Source organism: Neobacillus sp. GCM10023253 (assembly GCF_042653105.1).
In the GTDB taxonomy this organism is placed as follows: domain Bacteria; phylum Bacillota; class Bacilli; order Bacillales; family Cytobacillaceae; genus Neobacillus; species Neobacillus citreus.
Map to the genome: position 1 here is coordinate 263,607 of NZ_JBHSHV010000029.1, position 23,821 is coordinate 287,427.

Below are 23,821 nucleotides of genomic sequence, written 5' to 3' on the forward strand. Positions count from 1 at the left end.
GAAAGGGGTAGCTTAATGGAGTATCAAAGCTGTTTTGACATCATCGGCCCGATTATGGTTGGGCCATCGAGTTCCCATACCGCCGGTGTTGTATCAATTGGGAAATTTGTTTATGAGTTGCTTGGAGGGTCCCCGCAAAGGGCGGATATTACGTTCTATGATTCGTTCTCCGAAACATACCAGGGACACGGAACGGATAAAGCGCTTCTTGGCGGCCTGCTTGGGATGAATACAGATGATACCAGAATTAGATATGCGGTTGAATTAACCAAACGATACGGGCTTCACTATGAATTTAAATTTGAAGATCGCTGTCCTTATTACGATCATCCCAATACAACTGTTATTAGGGCAAGACATACGGGCCATTTTGTTAAAGTAGGCGGTGTATCATTAGGCGGCGGTTTATCAAAGATCTTTATGATTGATGATGAAATAGTTGATATTCGATTAAGCACAAGTGATGATTTTTCAGAAATCGCAGCAAAATTTCGTTCCAATCCTTTTCATGAAGCGATCTTGGAGGGTGTATGATGGATTTTCGGTCAATGAACGAGCTTATTGAACTTTGTAACCGTGAACGGAAAACAGTTGGCGAAATGATGCTGATGGTGGAAATGGAAAAATCAGGCCGTGACAAAGAGACGATCATCGATATGATGGCAGAGCGGTTAATTAAAATGAAGCAAGCAGTGGAGACCGGTGTTGAAGATGCTTCCCCGGCACCAAGCGGTATTTCCGGCGGTGATGCCGTCAAGATGAGCGAATATGTAAATAACGGGAAGGGCTTGTCAGGTCCATATATTAACGATGCAATGACGTTCTCGATGGCAACATCTGAAAGCAATGCACGGATGGGCGTGATTGTGGCGACGCCAACGGCCGGGGCAGCCGGTATTTTACCGGGGGTTTTATTTTCACTGCGAAAGAATGACGACACCTCCTATCGGGATTTAGTCATGGGTTTGTTTACCGCAAGTGCACTCGGATATGTGATTGCCAACCGCTCCTTTATCTCTGGGGCGGCAGGAGGATGCCAAGCGGAGGTTGGTTCGGCCACCGCAATGGCGGCCGGGGCAATTGTTGAATTAAAGGGCGGGACACCAGAGCAGGTCGTAAACGCCACTGCAATCGCGATGAAATCCCTTTTAGGGTTAGTATGTGATCCAGTTGCCGGTCTCGTGGAAGTTCCTTGCATTAAGCGGAACGTGATCGGCACTTCGATTGCCTTTTCAGCAGCCGACATGTCGCTTGCTGGAATTGAAAGCCGGATCCCATGTGATGAAGTCATTGAGGCAATGTACAAAATAGGCAAGGAAATGCCGCGCACACTAAGGGAAACGGCACTCGGCGGCCTAGCGATGACGGACACGGGAATAAAATTAAAGGATCGGTTACTTTGCAGAAACACATAAGACGGAGGGGCTCAGATGAGTACAGATACAGTATTAAAGCGGACACCGCTTTTTGAAACTTATAAAAAGTACGGCGCAAAGGTCATTGATTTTGGAGGCTGGGAGCTTCCGGTTCAATTTTCCGGCATTATAGAAGAACATGATGCAGTCCGTAACGAAGCAGGCCTGTTTGATGTTTCACATATGGGTGAGGTCCTTGTAGAAGGAAAAGATGCTGAGAGCTATATTAATTACCTCGTAACAAACGATGTAACCAAGCTTCAGATCAACCAGGCACAGTATACGGCAATGTGTTATCCGGACGGCGGAACAGTCGATGATTTACTAGTTTACAAGTTAGCGAGTGAAAAGTATCTGCTTGTGATTAATGCGGCAAATATTGAAAAAGATTACGAGTGGATGAAACAGCAGGCACAAGGGAATGTAGCATTAACAAATATTTCTTCTGACACTGCCCAGCTTGCCATTCAAGGTCCAAAAGCCGAAAAAATTTTACAAAAAGTAACCGATACAAATTTGGCGGAAATTGGCTTTTTCCATTTTGCTGATCATGTCACGGTTTCCGGGATCTCTGGTGTACTAGTCTCGCGCACCGGCTATACGGGGGAGGACGGATTTGAGCTTTATTTAGCGGCAGACAAAGTGGAAGCGCTTTGGGAGAGGCTGTTAGATGCAGGCACAGAAGATGGCTTAAAGCCTTGCGGACTTGGAGCCCGGGATACACTTCGCTTTGAAGCCCGCTTGGCACTGTATGGTCAAGAGCTTTCCAGCGACATCGGACCGCTCGAAGCAGGCATTGGGTTTGCCGTAAAAACAAACAAAGAATCAGCATTTATAGGTAAGGAAGTACTTGCTAAGCAAAAAGAAGAAGGATTAAAACGAAAAATAGTCGGAATCGAAGTGACAGGGAGAGGGATCCCGAGGCATGGCTATAAAGTATTTTCTGAAGGCGGAGAGGAAATTGGCTTCATTACATCAGGAACCCATTCCCCGACATTGAAGAAAAGTTTAGGCCTTGCCCTTTTAAGCGCAGAGTTTGCAGCAGTTGGAACTCAGGTTAAGGTAGAAATTCGCAATAAGCAAATTGAGGCAGTTGTTGTGAAAACACCTTTTTATAAAAAGAGTTAGGTTCATTTTTTCCGAGATTGATTGGTTTTACAGGAATGACTAAATTTTGAAAACTAGGGTGGAAGGAAGGGTTCATATGACAAACGCAACAGCAAACCTTTTATATAGCAAGGAGCATGAGTGGGTATTATTATTGGGTGAAAATCGGGTGCGAATCGGAATCTCTGATTATGCACAGCACCAGTTGGGGGATATCGTTTTCGTTGAGAATCCAGCAGAAGGCGATGAATTAACGGCTAACGAAACAATCGGGACAATTGAGTCGGTTAAAGCAGTTTCTGATATTTACTCACCTGTATCCGGTACAGTTGTAAGTGTCAATGAGGAACTGGAAAGCGCTCCTGAGACGATCAATGAACAACCATATGATGGCGGCTGGCTGGTAGAGGTAGAATTGTCCAATCCAGAAGAATTAGAATCGCTTTTAAATGAGGATGATTACCAGGCATTTATTAATGAAGGAGAGGAATAGGATGACAGCGACTTATCGATACCTTCCTGATACAAAACAAGATCAAGCGGAAATGCTTGAATTGTTAAATGCTTCGTCTGTGGATGCCTTATTCGAGGATTTACCGGCGGAGATTCGTCTCGATGGTGAGCTAAATATACCGGAAGCAGTTCCTGAACCGCTTCTGTTGAAAAAAATGCAGCAGCTTGCCGGACAAAATATAAATGCAAATCAATACCCGACGTTTCTTGGTGCAGGAACCTATGACCATTACATCCCAAGTGTAGTGAATCACATGATTTCCCGCTCTGAATTTTATACAGCCTATACACCCTATCAGCCGGAAATCAGCCAGGGTGAACTGCAGGCGATCTTTGAATTTCAAACAATGGTATGTGAACTGACAGGAATGGATGTAGCCAATTCTTCGATGTACGATGGCTTTACTTCATTGGCTGAAGCAGCCTCTCTTGCAGTTGCTCATACAAAGCGCTCTAAAGTAATTGTGTCAGAGGCGGTTCATCCTGAATCCCGCGCAGTTCTGAAAACGGTAGCTGTTGGACAGACATATATAATGGAAGAAACTCGTCTTGATGGTGATGTAACAGACTTAAAAAAGCTTGAGGAACAAGTAGACCAAACCACTGCGGCTGTGATTGTCCAATACCCAAATTTCTTTGGTTCGATTGAAGATTTAGTGGAAATTAAGAAAATTGCAGCGGCAAAAGGGGCCTTGTTTATTGTTAGTGCCAACCCGCTTGCGCTGGCACTCTTGGAGGCACCGGGAAATCTCGGTGCGGATATTGTGATCGGTGATATGCAGCCATTAGGAATCCCAATGTCCTTTGGCGGTCCGCATTGTGGTTATTTTGCCGTTGATAAAAAGTTGATGCGTAAAGTCCCGGGCCGGATTGTCGGGCAAACGTCAGATGATCAAGGGAAACGCGGCTTTGTGTTGACCCTGCAAGCACGGGAGCAGCATATTCGCCGTGACAAAGCATCCTCCAATATCTGTTCCAATCAGGCATTGAATGCCCTTGCTTCTGCCATTTGTATGTCGGCACTGGGAAAACAAGGGATTCGTGACATGGCCCAGCTGAACATTGAGAAAGCTGCTTATATGGCCAAACGGTTAAAAGAAAAAGGCTTTATTATTGAAAATCAGGCACCATTCTTTAATGAATTTATCGTTGAGCTGCCGCTTCCGGTCAAGCAAGTAAATGCGAAGCTTCTTGAAGCGGGTATCATTGGCGGGTTTGATTTGGGAAGTGAGTACGGGTTCGAAAATCAAATGCTGATTGCTGTAACTGAGCAGCGGTCGAAAGAGGAGATTGACCAATTTATCAATGTATTGGAGGCAGTTGTAAATGGTTGAGTATAGTGAGTTAATCTTTGAAGTCAGTCGCCCGGGCCGTGTTGGTGCCAGCCTTCCGGCAAGCGATGTTGAAAAAGTTGATTTGCAAGAACTGCTTCCTAAGCATTTGATCCGTCAAGATGCAGCGGAGCTGCCGGAAGTATCAGAACTTCAGCTGGTGCGCCATTATACAGCACTTTCGAATAAAAATCATGGGGTTGATAATGGGTTCTATCCGCTTGGTTCTTGTACAATGAAATACAATCCAAAAATTAACGAAGATGTCGCACGGTTTGACGGCTTTAGCCGCATTCATCCTTATCAGCCAGTTGAAACCGTACAAGGTGCTCTTAGGCTTCTATATGAATTGCAGGAAGAATTAGCTGTCATTACCGGAATGGATGCCGTTACATTGCAGCCTTCTGCCGGTGCTCAAGGCGAATGGACCGGGTTGATGATGGTAAAAGCTTATCATGAGCAAAAGGGAGAAAAGAGAACAAAGGTACTTGTTCCCGACTCGGCCCACGGAACCAACCCTGCCAGTGCAACCGTTGCTGGTTTTAAAACGGTAACCATTCCATCAAATAAAGATGGGTTGGTCGACCTCGAAGAATTAAAGAAACATGTCGATGGTGACACAGCCGCATTAATGCTGACAAATCCGAATACACTTGGATTATTTGAAAAAGAAATCCTCGATATTGCCAAGATTGTCCATGAAGCAGGCGGGTTATTGTATTACGATGGAGCCAATGCGAACGCGATATTAGGGAAAACGACTCCAGGCAAAATGGGCTTTGACATTGTCCATTTAAATCTTCATAAAACCTTTACAACCCCTCATGGAGGCGGAGGTCCTGGCGCGGGTCCGGTCGGTGTCAAGAAGAAGCTGATTCCGTTCCTGCCTGTACCGCGTGTTGACAAAGACGGCGACCGCTATGTGCTGGATACGAATCAGCCCTTGTCAATCGGCAGGGTAAAAGGCTATTATGGGAATTTTGGCATTCTTGTCCGCGCGTATACCTATATTCGGACAATGGGACCTGAAGGATTGCGCCAAGTATCGGAAAGTGCTGTGCTTCATGCAAATTATCTTCGCAAGAAACTTGAGCCGTATTTTGAAGCACCATATTCACAAGTTTGTAAGCACGAATTTGTTTTATCGGGATCGAAACAGAAAAAGCTTGGTGTCAGAACTCTTGATATGGCTAAACGCCTGCTTGATTTCGGCTATCATCCACCGACCATCTACTTCCCGTTGAATGTAGAAGAATGCCTGATGATTGAGCCGACAGAAACAGAGTCAAAAGAAACATTGGATGCTTTTGCTGATGTGATGATTCAAATTGCTAAAGAAGTCGAAGAAAATCCTGGCGTGGTGCTGGAGGCCCCGCATACAACCGTGATTGGCCGATTGGATGAGGTACAGGCGGCAAGGCAGCCAATCTTGCGCTATAAAAAGGAAGAACGCAAAGAAACAGTAAAGTCTTAATTTTGTTCATGGTAAAAAAATAAACCACCATGTTTGAAAAGTCTTTATTTTCATGCGTGGTGGTTTTAAGCAAATAATAAAAAATAACTGAAATCAATGTATCGTAAATTTGACTCGATTCGTTCATGGGAGTAGATGAAATGACTGTGGAACACGTTCGCAAACCTGATTGGCTTAAAATTAAATTAAATACGAATGAACAATATACCGGTTTAAAGAAAATGATGCGTGAAAAAAAGCTCCATACAGTCTGTGAAGAGGCGAAATGCCCTAACATTCATGAATGTTGGGCAGTAAGAAGAACCGCAACATTTATGATATTAGGAAGTGTCTGCACCAGGGCTTGCCGTTTCTGTGCTGTACAAACCGGGCTTCCGACAGAGCTGGATTTGGTGGAGCCGGAACGTGTAGCTGAATCGGTCGAGCAAATGGGTTTAAAGCATGTTGTCATCACCGCGGTTGCCCGAGATGATTTAAAAGACGGAGGCGCGAGCGTTTTCGCCGAGACCGTTCGTGCAGTCCGGCGCCGGAACCCATTTTGCAGTGTAGAAGTTCTTCCGTCCGATATGAATGGAGAATATGAAAATTTAAAAATATTAATGGATGCAAGGCCCGATATATTAAACCATAACATTGAAACGGTAAAGCGCTTGACCCCAAAAGTGCGTGCCCGCGCTACATATGAACGGTCGCTTGAGTTTTTAAGAAGGTCAAAAGAAATAAACCCAAACATTCCGACCAAATCCAGCATTATGATTGGCCTTGGCGAAACAAAAGAAGAAATTATGGAAGCGATGGACGATCTTCGTGCTAACAATGTGGACATCATCACAATTGGCCAATATTTGCAGCCGACAAAACAACATTTAAAAGTCCAAAAGTATTGGAGTCCGCAAGAGTTCAACGAATTAAAGGAAATCGCCATGCAAAAAAGGTTCAGTCACTGTGAAGCTGGTCCACTCGTTCGCTCTTCTTATCATGCAGATGAACAGGTTAATGCGATAAAAATGAATGTGTAAATTATCGCGTTGGACTATAAAGGGGGGAGAAAGAAATGGTAATCAGCTTAACAGAAGCAGCAGTAAACAAGCTGAAAACAATAGACACAAAAGAAGATCAGTTTCCAAGGATTGATGCTGATATTGCCGGCGGATGCGGAATTTCAGTTAAATTTACTCTTATTTTTGATGAAATGCGGCGGAATGATACAGTGATTGAATATGAGGGAATTCAGATTCGAATTGATCATTTTACAAAACGTTATTTAGATGAAGTAACACAAGTTGATTATACAGAGGAACTTGGTTTTCATGTTGGCGAAAGCTTTAGCTCAAGTGCATGTGCCACCTGAGATTTAAATAGATATAAAAGGAGATATATAGAATGTCACAGGAATATGATGTTGTCATTATTGGCGGGGGAACAGGCGGGTATGTTTCAGCCATTCGGGCGTCCCAATTAGGGTTAAAAACGGCAGTAGTGGAAAAAGGAAAGCTCGGCGGAACCTGCCTGCATGCAGGCTGTATTCCGAGCAAGGCCTTGCTAAGGAGTGCGGAAGTATTTGCAAATGCAAAAGATGGTGAAAAATTCGGGGTGATTGCGCCTGAAGTCAGCCTAGATTTTCGAAAAGTCCAGGCCCGGAAGGAAGAAATCACGGACCGCTTGTTTAAGGGAGTCCAGCATTTGCTAAAAAAAGGAAAAATCGATGTTTATGAAGGCAAAGGCAGGATTATAGGGGCAGGAAATGTTTCAGTGCAACTGAATAATGAGGAGGAGGAAATCCTCTTAAACTGTCAAAATATTTTAATCGCAACAGGTTCCCGCCCAAGGACACTGCCTGGTTTGGAAGCGGACGGGAAGTATGTCATGACATCCGACGAAGCACTGCAGATGGAAGAACTGCCTAGTTCGATTCTGATTGTTGGCGGCGGTGTCATTGGGATTGAATGGGCTTCTATGTTAATTGACTTTGGTTTAGAGGTAACAGTCATCGAGTATGCCGACCGCATTTTGCCGACAGAGGATAAGGAAATTTCGAAGGAAGCACAGCGCCTTATGAAGAAAAAAGGCGTAAAAATTGTCACTGGGGCAAAGGTGCTGCCGGAAACATTAGAAAAAGGCGAAGGTGTATCGATTAAGGCGGAACAAAAAGGGAAGGAAGTTCCATACTCCGCTGATAAACTGCTCGTATCAGTCGGAAGACTGGCCAACTTGGAGGGGTTTGGTCTTGAGAATACTATTGTTGAAGTTGACCGTGGTGTAATAAGGACAAATGAATTCTATCAAACAAGTGAATCGAATATTTATGCCATTGGTGATGTAATTGGCGGCCTGCAGCTTGCCCACGTAGCCTCCCATGAAGGCATTATCGCAATTGAACATATGGCGGGTGAAAAACCGGCACCACTCGATTATACGCTTGTTTCAAAATGTATCTATTCAAGCCCGGAGGTAGCAAGTGTCGGGCTGACAGAAGATGAGGCCGTAGCGAAAGGCTATCAGGTGAAAACAGGTAAATTCCCATTCCGGGCAATCGGTAAAGCGCTCGTATTTGGTGAAGCGGATGGCTTTGTCAAACTGGTTGTTGATCAAGAATCTAATAAGTTGCTAGGGGCTCATATGATTGGACCACACGTAACCGATATGATTACGGAACTGGGCTTAGCTCAGGTTCTAAATGCAACATCGATGGAGATTGCTCATACCATCCATCCTCATCCGACATTAGCCGAAGCGATTGGTGAAGCGGCACTGGCAGTTGAGGGGAAGGAACTTCATGCTTAATTAATAAAAGGGTAACTCAGTATAATTTGGGTTACCCTTCTTCTATGAGGAATTCATTCATGGCCTTCCATTAATTCATGATGCTTTTCGAATACCAGCTTTCCTTTTACTTTTTTATTTAATTGTGTGGATAATACAAAGGCTGCTAGAAGTAGCCCGCTGCAAAGATATAACGCAGAAGGGATTCCGCCAAGATAGTCGATAAACCAGCCGCCAAGGCCTGGGCCAATAAATTGTCCGACAGCAAAATAAACAGTGGCATAACCTAATGCAACAGGTGCGTAAGATTGATGAACCTGCTCTGTTGAAAGAGCTTGAATAAGCGAAAGCATTCCGACGTACGTAATCCCCCACAGGAATTGACAGATGACAAACCCAAGGTATACCGGAAATACAATCGGGATGATCATCGAGATGGCGCCGAGAAAAAGGGTAATCAGCATGGACGTCTTCCTGCCAATTTTGTCCGAAATCGTTCCCCATAACGGCCCACTAAAGATGGACATAATGCTGCCCAAAGACATGATATGGCCGGCAGAATATTGATTAATATGTGAGTCCAATAAAAAGCTAAAAAGGAAACTTTGTGGAATTAAATAGGCAAATCCAATTAACCCATAAATGACTGCAACCAGGACAACTTTTTTATTTAGGTACACATCATGAACAAAAGAATGTCCCTTTTGAGCAGTTTTATGTAACACTGTCGGAGGGTCTCGAAGGATTCTATAGGAAACAAAGGAGGAAAGAAGAGTAACGAAACTGAATAAAAGCCAGAGATATCGCCAGCCATTGGTGGAAAACCAATCAGTAAAGACTGGTATTAGTAAGCTTGAAATCAGTGACCCTAATCCTAAACCGCTAATAATAAAGCCAATCATCATTCCTCTTTGCTGCGGATACCATCCCACCACGATATTTACCAGCGGGGTATAGGTGAACGCAGCCCCGATCCCTAACATCACCATTCCAACTAAACAGCTAAGAAAAGTTTGCGTCCAGGTTAAATAGACTAAACCACAGGTGACAAGCAAGGTCCCGATGATGATTAACTTCCTCGATCCCCATTTCGCCGCAAATATGCCAACAAAGAGAACTAGGCTCAAATAGCCGACAGCAGTAACTGTGCCCAATAATCCAGCCTGCTGGTAAGTAAGTGATAAACTATCTTTCATAAAGGGCATTAGAATCCCATAAGACATCCTGCCGAAGCCAATTACACATAAAGATACCAATGTGGATGTCAAGGCATACTTCCAAATTTGCTGGTTTTTCTTCATTTATTTCTAATGCTCCTTTCTGCATAGATTAATAGCAACCTCTTTTGCTGAACAATAGAATCTATGTGTCTGCTTCGAAAAAGTTTCCTGCTTTATAAGCGAATAAAACTGGGGGCGATGAACCCCCAGTTCTAGCAAACTTTTGTTTTATTAAGTGCCTGAATTACTTCTTAATAATGTTATATTCAGGGCCAAATGGGAAGCCAGTGATATCTTCAGCAGTACCATCTTCGTTAATAACTAAGATATCATGCTCACGGTATCCGCCGGCACCTGGCTGTCCTTCAGGAATATTGAAGCATGGCTCCATAGAAACGACCATTCCTGGTTGAAGAACTGTTTCGATATCTTCACGGAATTCTAGTCCGCCTTCACGGCCATAGTAGTGTGATAGAACTCCGAATGAGTGGCCATATCCGAATGTACGGTTTTTAACTAGGTCATGCTGGCGGAACATTTCATTTAACTCTGCACAGATATCTTTACATACTGCACCAGACTTGATTAATTCAATACCGCGCTTGTGTACGGCAACGTTGATTTCCCAATATTTAAGATGGGCATCAGAAACTTCTTCCAAGAACATTGTACGCTCTAAAGCAGTATAGTAACCGGCAATCATCGGGAATGTGTTAAGGCTTAGGATATCACCTTTTTGTACTTGTCTAGATGTAGCCCAGCTATGAGCACCATCAGTATTAATACCAGACTGGAACCATACCCAAGTGTCTCTTAATTCAGACTGCGGATATAATTTTGCAATTTCGCGCGTCATTGCTTGTGTTCCGGCAAGAGCTACCTCATATTCAGGCACACCTTCACGGATTGCTTCAACAACTGCATAACCGCCAATGTCAGCGATCCTTGCACCATTTTTAATATGTTGGATTTCTTCAGCAGATTTGATCCAACGTGATCTCTGAATGTCTTGAGAAACATCAACTAATTCAAAGTTTGGAAATGCATCTTCAAATTTTTTGCGAAGGTCAACGGATACATGGTCTTCTTCAATGCCTAAACGGCCTTTTTTAACTCCGGATTCTTCCAAAACTTTTAGGATGGCATAGAAGTAGTTGTCTCTTCTCCAGTCAGTGTAAACGATATTTTCATCGAAGCTTCTTCTCCAAGGCATTCCGCCGTCGATGTTGGCGCTGACTGTTACGTGTTTGTTTTGGGTAACAACTAGTCCGTAATTCCGGTTGAAAGAAGTAAATAAGAAATCACTGTAATAGTTTATGTTATGGTAAGAAGTGAATAGTACAGCGTCAATATCTTTTGTAGCCATGTAATTGCGCAAGTTCGTATTACGGCGCTCCATTTCCGCTTTTGAGAAAGTTCCTTTAAACTTTTCGCCGTTGTGCAGAATTTTCGTTCTTTCAAGATCTGTGATTTGTTGCATGTTTCTTCTCCTGCCTTCCTGATAATAAAATTTATTTTTAAACTTTGCTAACCTGGAAACTAAAAATCTTCTATTCTTATGTACTTATAGCAACCACCACCAATTTTTTAATATTTTGAAAACTACCTGATATAATTTCATCTTACAACCGATATTCCGTGTTAACAATTGGATGTTCATGCTTAATATTTGATTTAAAAACAGGGGATATTTTGTGCACGCAGTACAAGATAGTTCCAATACATTGAAAGATAGTTTGTAGAAATCTCATCTTTTGCTTGTTATTTTGTTGTATTTGTCTAAAATAGATATAAAATTATGTGTAATTTTCCAAAAATTCAGCACTTTCGGTCAATAGTAATCGCTTTCATAGGGTGTTAAGATTTAAAAAACAAAGCCAATAGCAGCTTAGAGAATACATGACAGAAGATGGGAGGTAACAACAGGATTTTAGATTAATGAAAGCAGTTTCAGCTCGTGATGCAGAAGGTCATTATAATTGAAAGGAGTAGAGGAATGAATCGTCTTATTAGTAATATGACCTGGAAAGAATATCGTGACAAAGTAGAGAATGGGATCTTAATATTACCTGTCGGCTCTACAGAACAACACGGACCCCATTTGCCGCTTGGTGTTGACACGATTATCGCAACACAATTTAGTTTGGCTATCGCTGGGGAAGTGAATGCGGTAGTAGCCCCAACAGTATCCTATGGGTATAAATCACTGCCGGCCTCAGGCGGCGGGCCGATGTTCCCGGGAACGATTGATCTAAACGGCTCTACTTTAACCTCATTAGTATACGATTTATTGAAAGAGTTCGTGGCTGATGGCTGGAAGCAAATTCTCATTTTCAGCGCCCATTATGAGAATGAGGCATTTCTTTCGGAAGCTTGTGATCTCTTGCTTCGAAATCAAACAGAAGAGTTTCCGAAGGTTTTAATTTGCAATTGGTGGGATAATCTATCATCTGAAACAGTGTCAAGAGTATTTGATGAAGTAAAATTCCCGGGCTGGGCCCTGGAACATGCGGCAATTTCAGAAACATCCTTAATGATGCACCTTTCACCAGAACTTGTTAATGAAGATTTGATTACGGATGATGGAATGGTAAGTCCTCCAACCTATCAAAGCTTTCCTCCATCTAAATCTCTTATCCCGGCTACAGGATGCTTGCATTCAGCACGATCCAGCTCTGCAGAGAAAGGGAAACTAATCGTAGAAGATGCAACAAAAACAATCGTTTCCTTTTTGAAAAAAGAATTCTCCTTAGATTTGGTCACTTTTAAATAGTCTCCATTTGTTTGTTTTACATCTGAACAAAAAATAATCTTTAATAAGGGGAGATTTTATGAGTCAGGAAGGACAACTGCAAAAAGGCCTAAAGATTAGGCATTTAACAATGATTGCTTTTGGCGGTTCAATCGGTGCGGGTTTATTTGTCGGAAGCGGGGCCATCATTCAGATGACAGGACCAGCTGCTGTCGTTACAGCATTATTGGCAGGAATCTTAGTTATCCTTGTTATGAGAATGCTCGGGGAAATGGTTGTTGCTAAGCCATCATTAGGATCATTTTCTGATTATGCACGTGAGGCGCTGGGGAATTGGGCGGGGTTCACCGTGGGCTGGCTGTACTGGTATTTCTGGGTTATTGTTATTGCAGTAGAAGCAATTGCCGGTGCTCAAATATTAAGAGATTGGCTGTTTCCTAATATGTCTTTATGGGCATTAAATCTCATTTTGCTTGTAGCCTTAACGATCACGAATATCTTTTCAGTTAAAGCCTATGGTGAATTTGAGTATTGGTTCTCATTGATAAAAATTGTTGCCATCACGTTATTTCTTACCCTTGGTGGTGCCTACATTTTTGGTTTATTGCCTGGTACAGAAATGCACTTATCTAACTTGACGGCACATGGCGGATTTATTCCTAAAGGACCTGGAATCGTCTTTATCGCTGTTGCCACCATTATTTTTTCCTTCGTTGGTTCCGAAATCGTAACAATTGCCGCAGCTGAGTCAGTTGAATCTGAAAAAGCAGTCGTAAAAGCGGTAAACTCTGTTATAGTGAGAATCATGACATTCTATGTAGGGTCTGTCTTTATTATCGTTAGTGTTATTCCTTGGAATGATGCAAAAGCACTTACAAATCCGTATGTTAGTGCACTTAAAGTAATGGGGATGCCATACGCTGATACGATTATGAACCTGGTTGTTGTAACAGCCGTCCTATCATGTTTGAACTCCGGCATTTACACTGCTTCGAGGATGTTATTTGCTCTGGGGGATAAAGGAGACGCTCCTAAATGGATTACACAAGTGACAAAAAGAGGAGTCCCGTTAAAAGCAATCCTGACATGTACGATATTTGGATTCATTTCCGTCATTATGGCTTTCGTATCACCAGATACAGTGTTTCAATTCTTATTGAACTCTTCCGGAGCTATTGCGCTGTTCGTCTACTTATTAATCGCTATTTCGCAGCTAATACTTCGCAAAAAGATTGAGCGTGAAGCGCCTGAGCGTCTTAAATTACGGATGTGGGCATACCCGTATCTGACAATTTTGGCCAGTTTATCCATCATCGCGGTCATCACGACAATGGCTTTTAACGCTAGTACCCGGTCTCAGTTTACCTTAAGCATCCTTAGTGCCATTGTAGTAGTCATCTTATATGCTATTAAAACGAACATATCCAAGAAAAACTCTATTAATGCCAACATTCTTAATCCTGAAATAACTAAGCTGGATTAGCGTGAAAAAGGTCTAATGGGAGCCGCCATTAGACCTTTTTTCAAATTATCGCGAAATCGCCTTCTGATTCGTTCTTCAGATCCGATTCCTTGTATTCAGTGGCCAATGATTCAAGATCAAGCGCTACCTGAATCCAAAATTGGCACCGTGGCGACGTTAAACTTTCTTCAAAAAGTTGTTCAATTCTTTTAATACGATAGCGTAAAGTATTAAGATGGATGTGAAGATCTTTTGTTACCTTATCGCGATTATAGTTATTTAATGCAAGGCATTTTAACGTTTCGTATAGGGTGGTTCCATGTTCAGTCAGTAATTCCTTTGGCAAGATGATATTTCTAAATTCCATTGCTTTCTTGGGGCTTAGCCCCCCGTAAAGAAACATTTCACGTTTCAACTGCTCCGAAAAGTAGGCTCCCCCTGAATGGCTTTGATGAATAACTAAAGGCGCCAAGGCTTTAGCCTCCTGGTAACTTTCTTTAAAAGACAAAACATGCTGTTTGATCTCTCCTAATACCACGACTGGAGCTGTGTGAGCTGTTGTATTTCTTACATTATTTTGTAAATGATGGACTGCTTGTTTAATAGAAGCTTTATCCAGATTAGATGCTAGAAAAAGCACTAATTGCTCTTTATAAAACTCGCAAAAGCCGTTTAGCCCTTCGGTTTCATCAATCCACTTTTTACATTCATCACGAATTGACTCCATCCCAATTGATAGGGGAGAGGTAAGATTGTTTACCCCGACAAGAATCAGTCCTGCCAGCCAATGCTTTTGTTGTTCGATTCTAAGCTCCTGAATTCTTTCTTCAATGATGATAGAGGCTGTTTCAGGATTTTCAAGCAGAAGTTCCAGTAATTCAAGACGTAACTGTCTGCCTCTTGCTTCGAGATCTTGCTTATTTAAAACGATATCAACCAGAAGGTCTACGGCAAAATCGAGGCTATAAGCAAACTCTTCATTTACTTCTTGCCCCGGACTGATCAGCCAAAGAGCACCCCTTTTTATTCCCTCTATCTTTATCGGAACGTTCAAAATATAAGATGGGGGATTATCAGATAAATAAACGATTTTTGCATTATTCATCAGCTGTTGGGACTGCTTGTTTTGAATAAAAGTATTGACGCACTTTTGAAAATTAACACGCTCTCCTCCGTTTGGAGATGCCTTTACATAGATTTGATTGGCAGTATCCGTTATCGCAACTGGGCAATTAAGATAACCGGCAAGAATTTCACAAATGGACGAGTAACTGGGAGAAGATTGTAATTTATCCCTAAGTTCAATTGGAACCCGTGCAGATCGCTCCACTTTTTTATAGTGTCGGTCTATGATTTCCAGATGAATTTGTTCGGTAATTTTCACGAACGGGACATTATATGGAACTTCGATTACAGGAATGGAGTTTTTTTCACCAAATTCTAATGCAGCGGCAGGGCATCCGGTTAAGTATCGTCCTGTGGCAAAGAGAATACCCGAAATTTGGTTGCGAAGAAAGGAGTTGAGAAGTCTTTCTTCCGCTTGTTTATTTTGTGGCCATATTTGTCCACACGTCAACAGAAATTCTCCACCCTCTAAAAAGAGGCCCACGTCCTCAGTATCCATGACGTGAACCCAGCGGACCTTACGGCCTAAACCGCCTTTTCCGGCATGGACCACCGCTTTCTGGAGTTCAGGAAATTGTAAGACTTCTCTCATTGTAATCATAGCAATCCTCCTTTTTAATTTCATAGATATAGCGCTTTCAAAACAGTGGGTCTGAAAGTGCAGAAAACTTATTAAAGTGATAGAATAGGTATGTAAGTATTATCGAAAGATTTGGAAAATTATAAGTATAAAGCTAGATTGCTCTACACTATTTTATCATAAAATAGTAGCTTAATAAGATTAGCATTATTTAATATTTTGCACAATTGTACTATAGTGCTAAAATATAGTAATAAAATTTAGAATTTTCTATACATCTGGCACAAAGGGGGAAAACTGCGTGATAACAGTTAAAGAGGCATTGCAGCTGTCGCAGTTGAGCAGTATAACCGTCCGTTCAGGGCAAAAAGGACTGTATCGAAGAGTACGCTGGGCTCACGCTTTTGAATATGATGATGTGCAGCATTTCCTGGAGGGAGGGGAACTGCTTTTAACTAGCGGACAAAGCTGGCCGAAGGATAAGGAATTGGAGAGTAAACTTCTTGAAGGATATTTGAGTTATCAAATTTCAGGCATTCTATTTGCGACCGGGCGTTACTTAACAGAATGTCCTCCGGCTGCCTTGGAATTTGGAGAAAAATATGCGATTCCTGTTTTAGAAGCACCCTATCATGTACCATTTGTGAAAATAACCCATGCGATTCATATTGAAATTATGAACCGCAAAATTAAAAAAAGAGAATTAGCCGCACAACTGCCTAGTAAACTTGCCAAAGAATTAGGAGAGGCAAATAGCAGAATAAAAGTTTGCGAGCTTTTGAGTGAACATTTGAACTGTCCAGCCGTGATTACTGATTCTGCGAACAAAGTACTAGAACAATCAGTTCCAAAAGAAACCAGCATGAACCTGCCAGAAGTATTTGGTTCCCTTATTCCATTATTCCAAAAAGGTTTATCTGATCGTCTGCTTGACGATAGACCGATAGAAACTAAAGTACAGGTAATCAGCGAACAAACGGATGCTTTTGTTGTTCCACTTCAAATAGAAGGGGATTTTTGGGGAGCTCTTTGGCTTTTATCCTCAGGTAATGACTTGACGGAGGAACAGCTTCCTATCCTCGAATTTGCGGCAGCTCTCCTTATCGACCAGGTACTGCATAACAAGGAAACGGAGCTGAAAAATAGACAGTTACGTTTGGAATTACTGGAGTTTCTAATCGAAAATCCGCAAGAAGCCCCCGCCATTATGGAAGAAAAAGTACAAGAGCTGGGTTTTTCACGGAGCACAAATTGGCTTGCGGGTCTGATTCTCTTTGATGAAAATAAGCATGGACCTCGGGAGCGGGAAGATATGGACAAGCTGCTGGCTGAATGTGAACAATGGATTGAGGATACAGCTGAAGTGGACGGATTATGCGAGATATATGAGAATCAGTTTGTCTTAATCCTGTCTTTTAGCGGAGATCAGAATTTAATCGAAAAGGAACTAAAGCGCTTACAACACAACATAAATAAAAGCAGCCAAGAAGCAGCCCCGGTGCTTATATTGGGGGAAACAAAGCAGCACGTTTCATCTCTTGCTGAAAGCTACCGTGAGGCCAAAGCTTTAGTGCCCATCGTTTTATACAAAAGTCAATCAGAGGGGCCATATTTTGCCGGCCGATTTAGGCGTGAGCTGCTTATTTATGGAGCAATGAGTTCGTACAGGGCTGAGCAATTACGGAACTTAATCCTGCCGAAGGAATTGCTTACCGAACGTGGTTTCATATTCTATGAGACGCTAAAATGTCTCGCTTCGCTTGAGTACAACCGGGAAAGTGCCGCTAAAGCCATGCATATTCACCGGAATACCTTGAGGTATCGAATTGAACGGATTGAGGAACTCATCGGGGACAGCCTGTCATCCACTAGCTGTCAATTTTGGATTAAGGTCGCGCTCGACCTTGAATCATTGTCAAATCAAGGTAGTTGAAATTAACTTTAAATCGCTGTTTACTTAGTGAAATAAAACAGCTTCACCGGATGGTGAAGCTGTTTTGAATTCTATTCCAAATTTGCATGTCTGCCATACATAACGCCAGATTCTAAACCCTTCTTGCTCATGATCCTTAAGATGGTCGCATCGAAGTAAAGTAAGAGGGTCTGCTCAAATAATGAGCCCATCGGTTGAATGGTTTTGTAATCACCATCCGCACCAGCTTTTGGCTTGGCCGGGATTTTAATGGCTACATCGCTTAATCTGCCAATCGTTGATTCCGGAGAAATGGTAACAACTGCAACAGTGGCATCAATTGATTTAGCCTTCTCTGCCATTGATACAAGGCTCTTCGTTTCACCCGATCCAGAAGCAATAATTAAAATATCGTCTTCCTGCAGGCTGGGGGTTACTGTTTCACCAACAACATAAGCATCTAACCCCATATGCATCAAGCGCATTACAAAAGATTTGGCCATAAATCCAGATCTTCCGGCCCCGGCTACAAACACTTTTCTGGCTTCAAGAATTCTGTCTACTAATCTTTCAGAATCCTCTTCGGCAATTTGGCCGATTGTCCGATCTACCTCTTTTACAATTTCTGAAGCATATTTGAGAGTTGTCATAATTGAAATACCCTTCTTACACTAAAGCATGTTGCTTAATCATGTCTTGCATTTTAGCCGCAACAGCTTTTTTATCAGCTTGGTTCGCAATACCGCCGCCTACAATGACAAGGTCAGGGTTTGATTTAAGAACTTCTGGAAGTGTTTCTAATTTAATGCCGCCTGCGATAGCAGTTTTTGCATTTTTTACGACACTCTTAAGTGTTTCAAGGTCTTTAAAGGAGTTTTGGCCTTTTGCTTGCAGGTCGTAACCTGTATGAACACAGATATAATCTACACCCATTGCGTCAACTTCTGCGGCACGTTTGGCAATATCTTTAACGGCGATTAAATCAATAAGAATCTTTTTGCCTTGTTTTTTCGCTTCTGCAACTGCACCTTTGATCGACTCGTCTTCAGCAACTGCTAGAATCGTAACGATATCAGCACCATGTTCGGCTGCTTTTAAAACTTCGTAACCTGCTGCATCCATTGTTTTCGTGTCAGCTAGTACTTTTAATTGTGGGAATGCTTCTTTAACTGCTTTTACTGCTTGAAGACCTTCGATTTTAACTACTGGTGTACCGATTTCTACGATATCAATGTAGTCTTTAACTTCTTCCACCAATTTAATTGCTTCTTCAGTATTTACAAGGTCTAGAGCTAATTGTAATTCCATTTTTTGTTCCTCCTTTAATATTTTGGTTGCTACAATGTTCATTATAATTTGCAATTTTCCAAAAACAAAGTATGCACTTTTTTTTCATATAGTGTTAAAAATGACACTGTAAAAACGTGCCGAAAAGACCTTTGAACCTGCTTTAAATCTTGGCACTATCTTACAAATTAGGTGTTTTTTTTATCACTATCTAACAAAAAAGTGTGTACTTGTTAAAACTCAATCTGTACTTAATAATAAAAATAATCTTTCAATCTTTTTTATTTGTATTTGGCAAAGCTGATTAAATCAATAATAGGGGTGAAGAAAAAGTGGAATACCATCGAATAACAAATATAGTAGATCCGTATTTTAAACAGTTGCATCAATTGATGGGAGAAGTGTTCCCGCCGGAAGAAGTACTAGAATTTAATTTGTGGAAAGAGCCTTTGGAAGACCCTAATATTCGGGTTTTTGTGGCAGTTGAAAATAATAAGGTAGTAGGAGCGACGGAATATCGTTATTATAAAGACTTTAATATTGCGATGACTGACTTTACGATTATTGGTCAAGCCGGCCTGGGGATAGGTCCTTTTTTGGCAAATAAGAGGTTAGAAGATTTAAAAACTTTAGCGGCAGAAAACGGGGAAGAATTATATGGTATGTTTGCCGAAGTTTATGATCCATACCAAGTAGACGATTATGGATTCGGCGGTGTTAAGCCGATGGATCCCTATGTCCGCCGCGAGGTATTGGCGCATCTCGGCTATAAACGCCTTGATTTTCCTTATGTCCATCCATCCTGGAACAATGATGGTGAGCCTGTAACCGGACTCGATCTTTGCTTTCTTCCGACCGATGGCAATCTGAAAGAACTGCCTACAAGCCTTATTGTGAAATTCTTAAAACGATATTATACCGTTTTATCAAACAAACCAATCTCATGGTATGTTATGGTTCAGAATTTAGAAAAAAATAAACAGGTTCAGCTGCTGCCAATTTAGGTAAAGGAAATTGGCACAGGGATGAAAGGATTGGGATAAAGCAATGAAATGTGTTTCGATTGATTTAGATGGTACACTCTTAAACTCTCAGCATGAGATATCGAAGGAGAATATTTTGGCCTTGAATGAATTACAACAACAAGGATATGAAATAATCCTCAATACAGGACGGGCGTATAAAGATATTGTAAAAATCAACGGAATACAAGACTTGGAAATTCCAATTATTTGTTTAAATGGTTCTGTTTTATACTCAAAAACGGGAAACCTGCTATTCGAGACTTTCATACCGATTCCCGTCTATAAAAAGATACTCTCAATTTTACAAAGAATCGGAGTCTATGTGCTGGTCTATACGAATCATGGCGGTTTCCCTTCCACATTGCCTCCGCTGCAGCGGAAAAGTAATGAAGAATTAGCAGTTGTTTTCCATGACTATCAATACGATGAAATTTTCAACCTGGAAAACCTCAAAATCTATAAATTAATTGCCTTGGTTCAGAATGATCAACTAGAAAAAATTGAGGAAGTAAAAAAGAGTTTAAACAATCAAGTTGAGATCGCAATGGCCTCTTCCTTTCCGAATAATGTTGAAATTACATCAAATGAAGCTCAAAAAGGGCAGGCCTTATTACGCTATCAACAGATCATGAATGTATCTTTCGAAGAGATTTTTGCTTTTGGCGACGGCGGGAACGATCTCGCCCAATTCGAAGTGGCAACGACATCTGTGGCAATGGGAAATGCACCGCGATATGTTCAAGAGAAAGCCTCGATTGTAACAAAAACCAATAATGAAGACGGTTTTGCATATGCAGTGTGTAATCTCCTGCAGTTAATTCAACCGCAGGAGCCATCTTCTGTCAGATGATTCTAGATGATAAAACTCTTCTTCATAAATTTAATATGGAAAGGAAGAAGGAATTTTGCAAAAACAACAGATTGGTGTAATTGGTTTAGCTGTAATGGGGAAAAACCTTGCATTAAACATTGAAAGCCGGGGATATTCCGTCTCGGTTTATAACCGTTCCTCGGATAAGACAGAAATTTTTTTAAACAAAGAAGCAGCAGGTAAAAAGATTGTCGGAACATATAGTGTGGAAGAGTTTATACATTCATTAGAAAGACCCCGGAAAATTTTATTAATGGTTCAAGCGGGTACGGCCACAGACGCGACCATCCAATCTTTAAAACCGCATCTTGAAGAAGGGGACATACTTATTGATGGCGGCAATACGTTTTTCCAGGATACGATTAGACGGAATAAGGAATTAGCGGAAGCAGGCCTTCATTTTATTGGTACAGGTGTTTCAGGAGGCGAAGAGGGAGCATTAAAGGGTCCTTCCATCATGCCTGGCGGCCAGAAAGAAGCCTATGAATTGGTGAAACCCATTTTGGAGGCGATTTCTGCAAAGGTAGAAGGAGATGCTTGCTGCACATATATCGGACCAAATGGGGCCGGACATTATGTAAAAATGGTGCATAATGGAATTGAATATGGTGATATGCAGTTAATTTCGGAAGCCTATTTTATTATGAAACAGTTGCTGGGTTTAAAAGCAGAAGAGCTTCACGAAGTATTTTTAGAGTGGAATAAAGGGGAATTAGACAGTTATTTAATTGAGATCACTGCCAATATTTTTACAAAAGTGGACGAACAAACCGGCAAACCGCTTGTCGATGTCATTTTGGATTCGGCCGGACAAAAAGGCACTGGCAAGTGGACAAGCCAGAATGCCCTGGATTTGGGAGTTCCGCTCCCGATTATCACTGAATCGGTATTTGCCCGGTTTATTTCCGCAATGAAAGAAGAGCGCGTGAAGGCAAGCAAATTATTAAAAGGGCCAAAAGCAATTGCCTTTGAAGGCAAAAGGGAAGAATTCATTGAAGCGGTAAGAAAAGCTTTATATATGAGTAAAATCTGTTCTTATGCACAAGGATTCGCCCAAATGCGGACTGCGTCAGAAGAATATGATTGGAACCTCCGTTATGGCGATATCGCCATGATCTTCCGCGGCGGCTGTATTATTCGGGCGCAATTCTTGCAAAAAATTAAAGAGGCATATGACCGGAATCCAGGACTTACGAATCTAGTATTAGATTCTTATTTTAAAGAGATTGTCGAAAGCTATCAATCTTCGTTACGAGAAGTAGTGGCCGTGGCCATTACGTCCGGCATTCCAGTACCCGCTTTTTCAAGTGCGATTGCCTACTATGATAGTTATCGTTCAGAGACATTGCCGGCTAATCTCCTTCAAGCCCAGCGTGATTACTTTGGTGCACACACGTATCAGCGTGTTGATCAAGAAGGTATTTTCCATACTGAGTGGCTGGAAAAATAAACAAATTCTATTTTAAACCCTAGGCCTAGCCAAGGGTTTTTATTTTTCGAATAATTCACAATTGGCGGAAAAATAAATGCAAATATGTGATATTCGTCATTGGTAGGGAACAGTTAAACATGGTTTAAATAAAATAGGGATTGGAAAATTTCCTTCGCGGGTAATGATAGAATTCGACTAAAAGGGGTTAGGTAGATGGGGAAAGATAGTAATTCATTTGTTCACATTGATAGTCTCGAAGAACTGGTGGATACGATTAGCGATCTGCTTGGTTGTCCCGTTACGGTGGAGGATGTCAATTTCCGGCTTCTTGCCTATAGCTCGCATGAAAAGGTCACAGACGCCGGCAGGATTGCGACGATCATTAATCGCCAAGTACCGGAAATTATCATTAATGGGTTATGGAGGGATGGTGTCATTCAACAACTGAAAAACAGTGACAATCCCATTCGTGTTTCTCCCATTGACGAGGCCGGTTTTGGCAGCCGGATTGCGATTGCTGTAAGGAATGGAAATGACCTGTTGGGCCATATTTGGGTGATTGGTTCCGGACATGCTGATGAAGAGTGGCAGACCCAATTGCTTAAAGAGGCTGCAGAAGCAGTGGGCATCAAACTATTGCAGCATAGGTCTAGAAGAAAAAATGAACACGAAGAATATCATAAGTTTTTCCAGCAGATTCTATCGGGTGAGATCAATACTCCGGAAAGAATCAAGGAGAGGGCGCTGCAAGTAAAGGTCTCTCTTCCTCCCGAATTTAGTGTCATTGTATTTGAATCTCCAGAAGAAATAAGTGAAAGCATGTATAGGCAAATTGCTTATTTAGCGAACACTTTCAAATCGGTGCAGGTCATCATGAGTAGTAATGAGGGCCAAAGGCTTATTTTTTTAGTTAATCCTGATGCCTGGAAAGGTACTCCTAATAAAAATTGCAGCAGTTTTATTTCGAGTGCGATTTCGCAAATGACGGAAAAACTAGGGATTGCGGGGCTTATCGGAGGCTGTGGGTGTGTCTATTCCAATTATCGGAAAATCCAAACCTGCTACCAAGAAGCCTTAACGGTCATTGGGATTAAACGAAAGCTTCCAGAGGAAACAAAAGGTATTTTCCATTATCCTCAATTAGGTTTTTTTCGGTTTATCCCCGCCATTTTAGAAAAAAATGCCGATGAAGCCTATCAGAATCAGGCACTGCAGAAAATCGGCGAATATGACCAGCAAGGAAATTCTAATTTGCTGAAAACGCTAGAAATCTATTTAAAACATGACAATATTAAAGAAACCGCAAGTGCGCTGCATATTCATATCAATACCCTTAATTACCGCTTAAAGAGAATAGAGGAAATCGGGGAAATCGATTTAATGGATCCGATGCAAAAGTTAATTCTTTATTTTGACCTAAAAACTGAAAAATTTTTAACGTAGAGGCATTTGTGTATTTTTGCAAAAATTGCCTCTTTTTTTTCTGTATTTTATACGAAGAAAAGAACAGCGAGAGTTTTTATAATTAAAACCAAGTAAGGAATTTATAAAA

The 23,821-nt window shown here is 41.6% G+C and carries 21 protein-coding genes; 16 read left to right on the forward strand and 5 right to left on the reverse strand.

All coding sequences use genetic code 11. The annotated features are described in order from the left end of the window. Positions 1-15 precede the first annotated feature (15 nt). The 9 genes from ACFPA1_RS28445 (at position 16) to lpdA (ending at position 8,624) form a co-directional block, all read left to right on the forward strand. Positions 16-534, forward strand: a complete 519-nt coding sequence (locus tag ACFPA1_RS28445; protein WP_378588363.1) for a serine dehydratase beta chain — start codon at positions 16-18, stop codon at positions 532-534. Beyond that, complete coding sequence (gene sdaAA, locus ACFPA1_RS28450; protein ID WP_378588365.1) at positions 534-1,415, forward strand: L-serine ammonia-lyase, iron-sulfur-dependent, subunit alpha; 882 nt, start codon at positions 534-536, stop codon at positions 1,413-1,415. The genes ACFPA1_RS28445 and sdaAA overlap by 1 nt, the downstream gene beginning before the upstream one ends. A gap of 15 nt (positions 1,416-1,430) precedes the next feature. After that, positions 1,431-2,543 carry a glycine cleavage system aminomethyltransferase GcvT gene (gene gcvT / locus ACFPA1_RS28455; RefSeq protein WP_378588368.1) on the forward strand — a complete coding sequence of 371 codons (1,113 nt, stop codon included), beginning with the start codon at positions 1,431-1,433 and terminating at the stop codon, positions 2,541-2,543. 76 nt (positions 2,544-2,619) lie between these two features. Next, on the forward strand, positions 2,620-3,015 hold the full coding sequence (gene gcvH, locus ACFPA1_RS28460) for a glycine cleavage system protein GcvH (protein WP_378588371.1): 396 nt from the start codon (positions 2,620-2,622) through the stop codon (positions 3,013-3,015). A 1-nt stretch (position 3,016) separates the two neighbouring features. After that, positions 3,017-4,369 carry an aminomethyl-transferring glycine dehydrogenase subunit GcvPA gene (gcvPA, locus tag ACFPA1_RS28465; RefSeq protein ID WP_378588375.1) on the forward strand — a complete coding sequence of 451 codons (1,353 nt, stop codon included), beginning with the start codon at positions 3,017-3,019 and terminating at the stop codon, positions 4,367-4,369. Then, positions 4,362-5,840, forward strand: coding sequence for an aminomethyl-transferring glycine dehydrogenase subunit GcvPB (gene gcvPB / locus ACFPA1_RS28470; protein ID WP_213147523.1), 1,479 nt, complete (start codon positions 4,362-4,364; stop codon positions 5,838-5,840). The genes gcvPA and gcvPB overlap by 8 nt, the downstream gene beginning before the upstream one ends. A gap of 140 nt (positions 5,841-5,980) precedes the next feature. After that, positions 5,981-6,859: a lipoyl synthase gene (gene lipA / locus ACFPA1_RS28475; protein WP_378588378.1), complete on the forward strand. Its 879-nt coding sequence runs from the start codon at positions 5,981-5,983 to the stop codon at positions 6,857-6,859. Positions 6,860-6,894: 35 nt separating this feature from the next. After that, the gene (locus tag ACFPA1_RS28480; protein WP_378588380.1) at positions 6,895-7,191 is read left to right on the forward strand and encodes a HesB/IscA family protein; all 297 of its coding nucleotides are present in this window, start codon (positions 6,895-6,897) and stop codon (positions 7,189-7,191) included. 32 nt (positions 7,192-7,223) lie between these two features. After that, a complete protein-coding gene (gene lpdA / locus ACFPA1_RS28485; protein WP_378588382.1) occupies positions 7,224-8,624 on the forward strand; it encodes a dihydrolipoyl dehydrogenase in 1,401 nt (466 codons plus the stop codon). A gap of 53 nt (positions 8,625-8,677) precedes the next feature. Here lpdA and ACFPA1_RS28490 read toward each other — a convergent pair whose 3' ends face one another. Both ACFPA1_RS28490 and ACFPA1_RS28495 read right to left on the reverse strand, forming a co-directional pair. Further along, positions 8,678-9,904: a YbfB/YjiJ family MFS transporter gene (locus ACFPA1_RS28490; protein ID WP_378588385.1), complete on the reverse strand. Its 1,227-nt coding sequence runs from the start codon at positions 9,902-9,904 to the stop codon at positions 8,678-8,680. A 163-nt stretch (positions 9,905-10,067) separates the two neighbouring features. Beyond that, positions 10,068-11,303, reverse strand: coding sequence for a M24 family metallopeptidase (locus ACFPA1_RS28495; protein WP_213147518.1), 1,236 nt, complete (start codon positions 11,301-11,303; stop codon positions 10,068-10,070). Between the two features lie 516 nt (positions 11,304-11,819). On the opposite strand from ACFPA1_RS28495, the gene ACFPA1_RS28500 reads away from it, so the two are divergent. Together ACFPA1_RS28500 and ACFPA1_RS28505 are read left to right on the forward strand one after the other, a co-directional pair. Next, positions 11,820-12,596 (forward strand): creatininase, encoded by a 777-nt coding sequence (locus ACFPA1_RS28500; protein ID WP_378588387.1) that lies wholly within the window; start codon positions 11,820-11,822, stop codon positions 12,594-12,596. 58 nt (positions 12,597-12,654) lie between these two features. Further along, a complete protein-coding gene (locus tag ACFPA1_RS28505) occupies positions 12,655-14,058 on the forward strand; it encodes an amino acid permease (protein ID WP_378588389.1) in 1,404 nt (467 codons plus the stop codon). 40 nt (positions 14,059-14,098) lie between these two features. On the opposite strand, the gene ACFPA1_RS28510 is transcribed toward ACFPA1_RS28505, so the two are convergent. Further along, on the reverse strand, positions 14,099-15,763 hold the full coding sequence (locus tag ACFPA1_RS28510; RefSeq protein WP_378588392.1) for a PucR family transcriptional regulator: 1,665 nt from the start codon (positions 15,761-15,763) through the stop codon (positions 14,099-14,101). A 280-nt stretch (positions 15,764-16,043) separates the two neighbouring features. On the opposite strand from ACFPA1_RS28510, the gene ACFPA1_RS28515 reads away from it, so the two are divergent. Next, positions 16,044-17,675 (forward strand): PucR family transcriptional regulator ligand-binding domain-containing protein, encoded by a 1,632-nt coding sequence (locus ACFPA1_RS28515; protein WP_378588394.1) that lies wholly within the window; start codon positions 16,044-16,046, stop codon positions 17,673-17,675. Positions 17,676-17,746: 71 nt separating this feature from the next. Here the strand turns inward: ACFPA1_RS28515 and hxlB are convergent, their stop codons facing one another. Next, positions 17,747-18,304, reverse strand: a complete 558-nt coding sequence (hxlB, locus tag ACFPA1_RS28520; protein ID WP_378588397.1) for a 6-phospho-3-hexuloisomerase — start codon at positions 18,302-18,304, stop codon at positions 17,747-17,749. A gap of 16 nt (positions 18,305-18,320) precedes the next feature. Continuing rightward, on the reverse strand, positions 18,321-18,962 hold the full coding sequence (hxlA, locus tag ACFPA1_RS28525) for a 3-hexulose-6-phosphate synthase (protein WP_378588400.1): 642 nt from the start codon (positions 18,960-18,962) through the stop codon (positions 18,321-18,323). 311 nt (positions 18,963-19,273) lie between these two features. On the opposite strand from hxlA, the gene ACFPA1_RS28530 reads away from it, so the two are divergent. From ACFPA1_RS28530 to ACFPA1_RS28545, 4 genes are all read left to right on the forward strand, one after another. Continuing rightward, positions 19,274-19,945, forward strand: a complete 672-nt coding sequence (locus ACFPA1_RS28530; RefSeq protein WP_378588403.1) for a GNAT family N-acetyltransferase — start codon at positions 19,274-19,276, stop codon at positions 19,943-19,945. A 43-nt stretch (positions 19,946-19,988) separates the two neighbouring features. Then, positions 19,989-20,816: an HAD family hydrolase gene (locus tag ACFPA1_RS28535; protein ID WP_378588406.1), complete on the forward strand. Its 828-nt coding sequence runs from the start codon at positions 19,989-19,991 to the stop codon at positions 20,814-20,816. A 55-nt stretch (positions 20,817-20,871) separates the two neighbouring features. Further along, positions 20,872-22,287: an NADP-dependent phosphogluconate dehydrogenase gene (gene gndA, locus ACFPA1_RS28540; RefSeq protein ID WP_378588408.1), complete on the forward strand. Its 1,416-nt coding sequence runs from the start codon at positions 20,872-20,874 to the stop codon at positions 22,285-22,287. A 195-nt stretch (positions 22,288-22,482) separates the two neighbouring features. Next, positions 22,483-23,712: a PucR family transcriptional regulator gene (locus tag ACFPA1_RS28545; protein ID WP_378588410.1), complete on the forward strand. Its 1,230-nt coding sequence runs from the start codon at positions 22,483-22,485 to the stop codon at positions 23,710-23,712. Positions 23,713-23,821 lie beyond the last annotated feature (109 nt).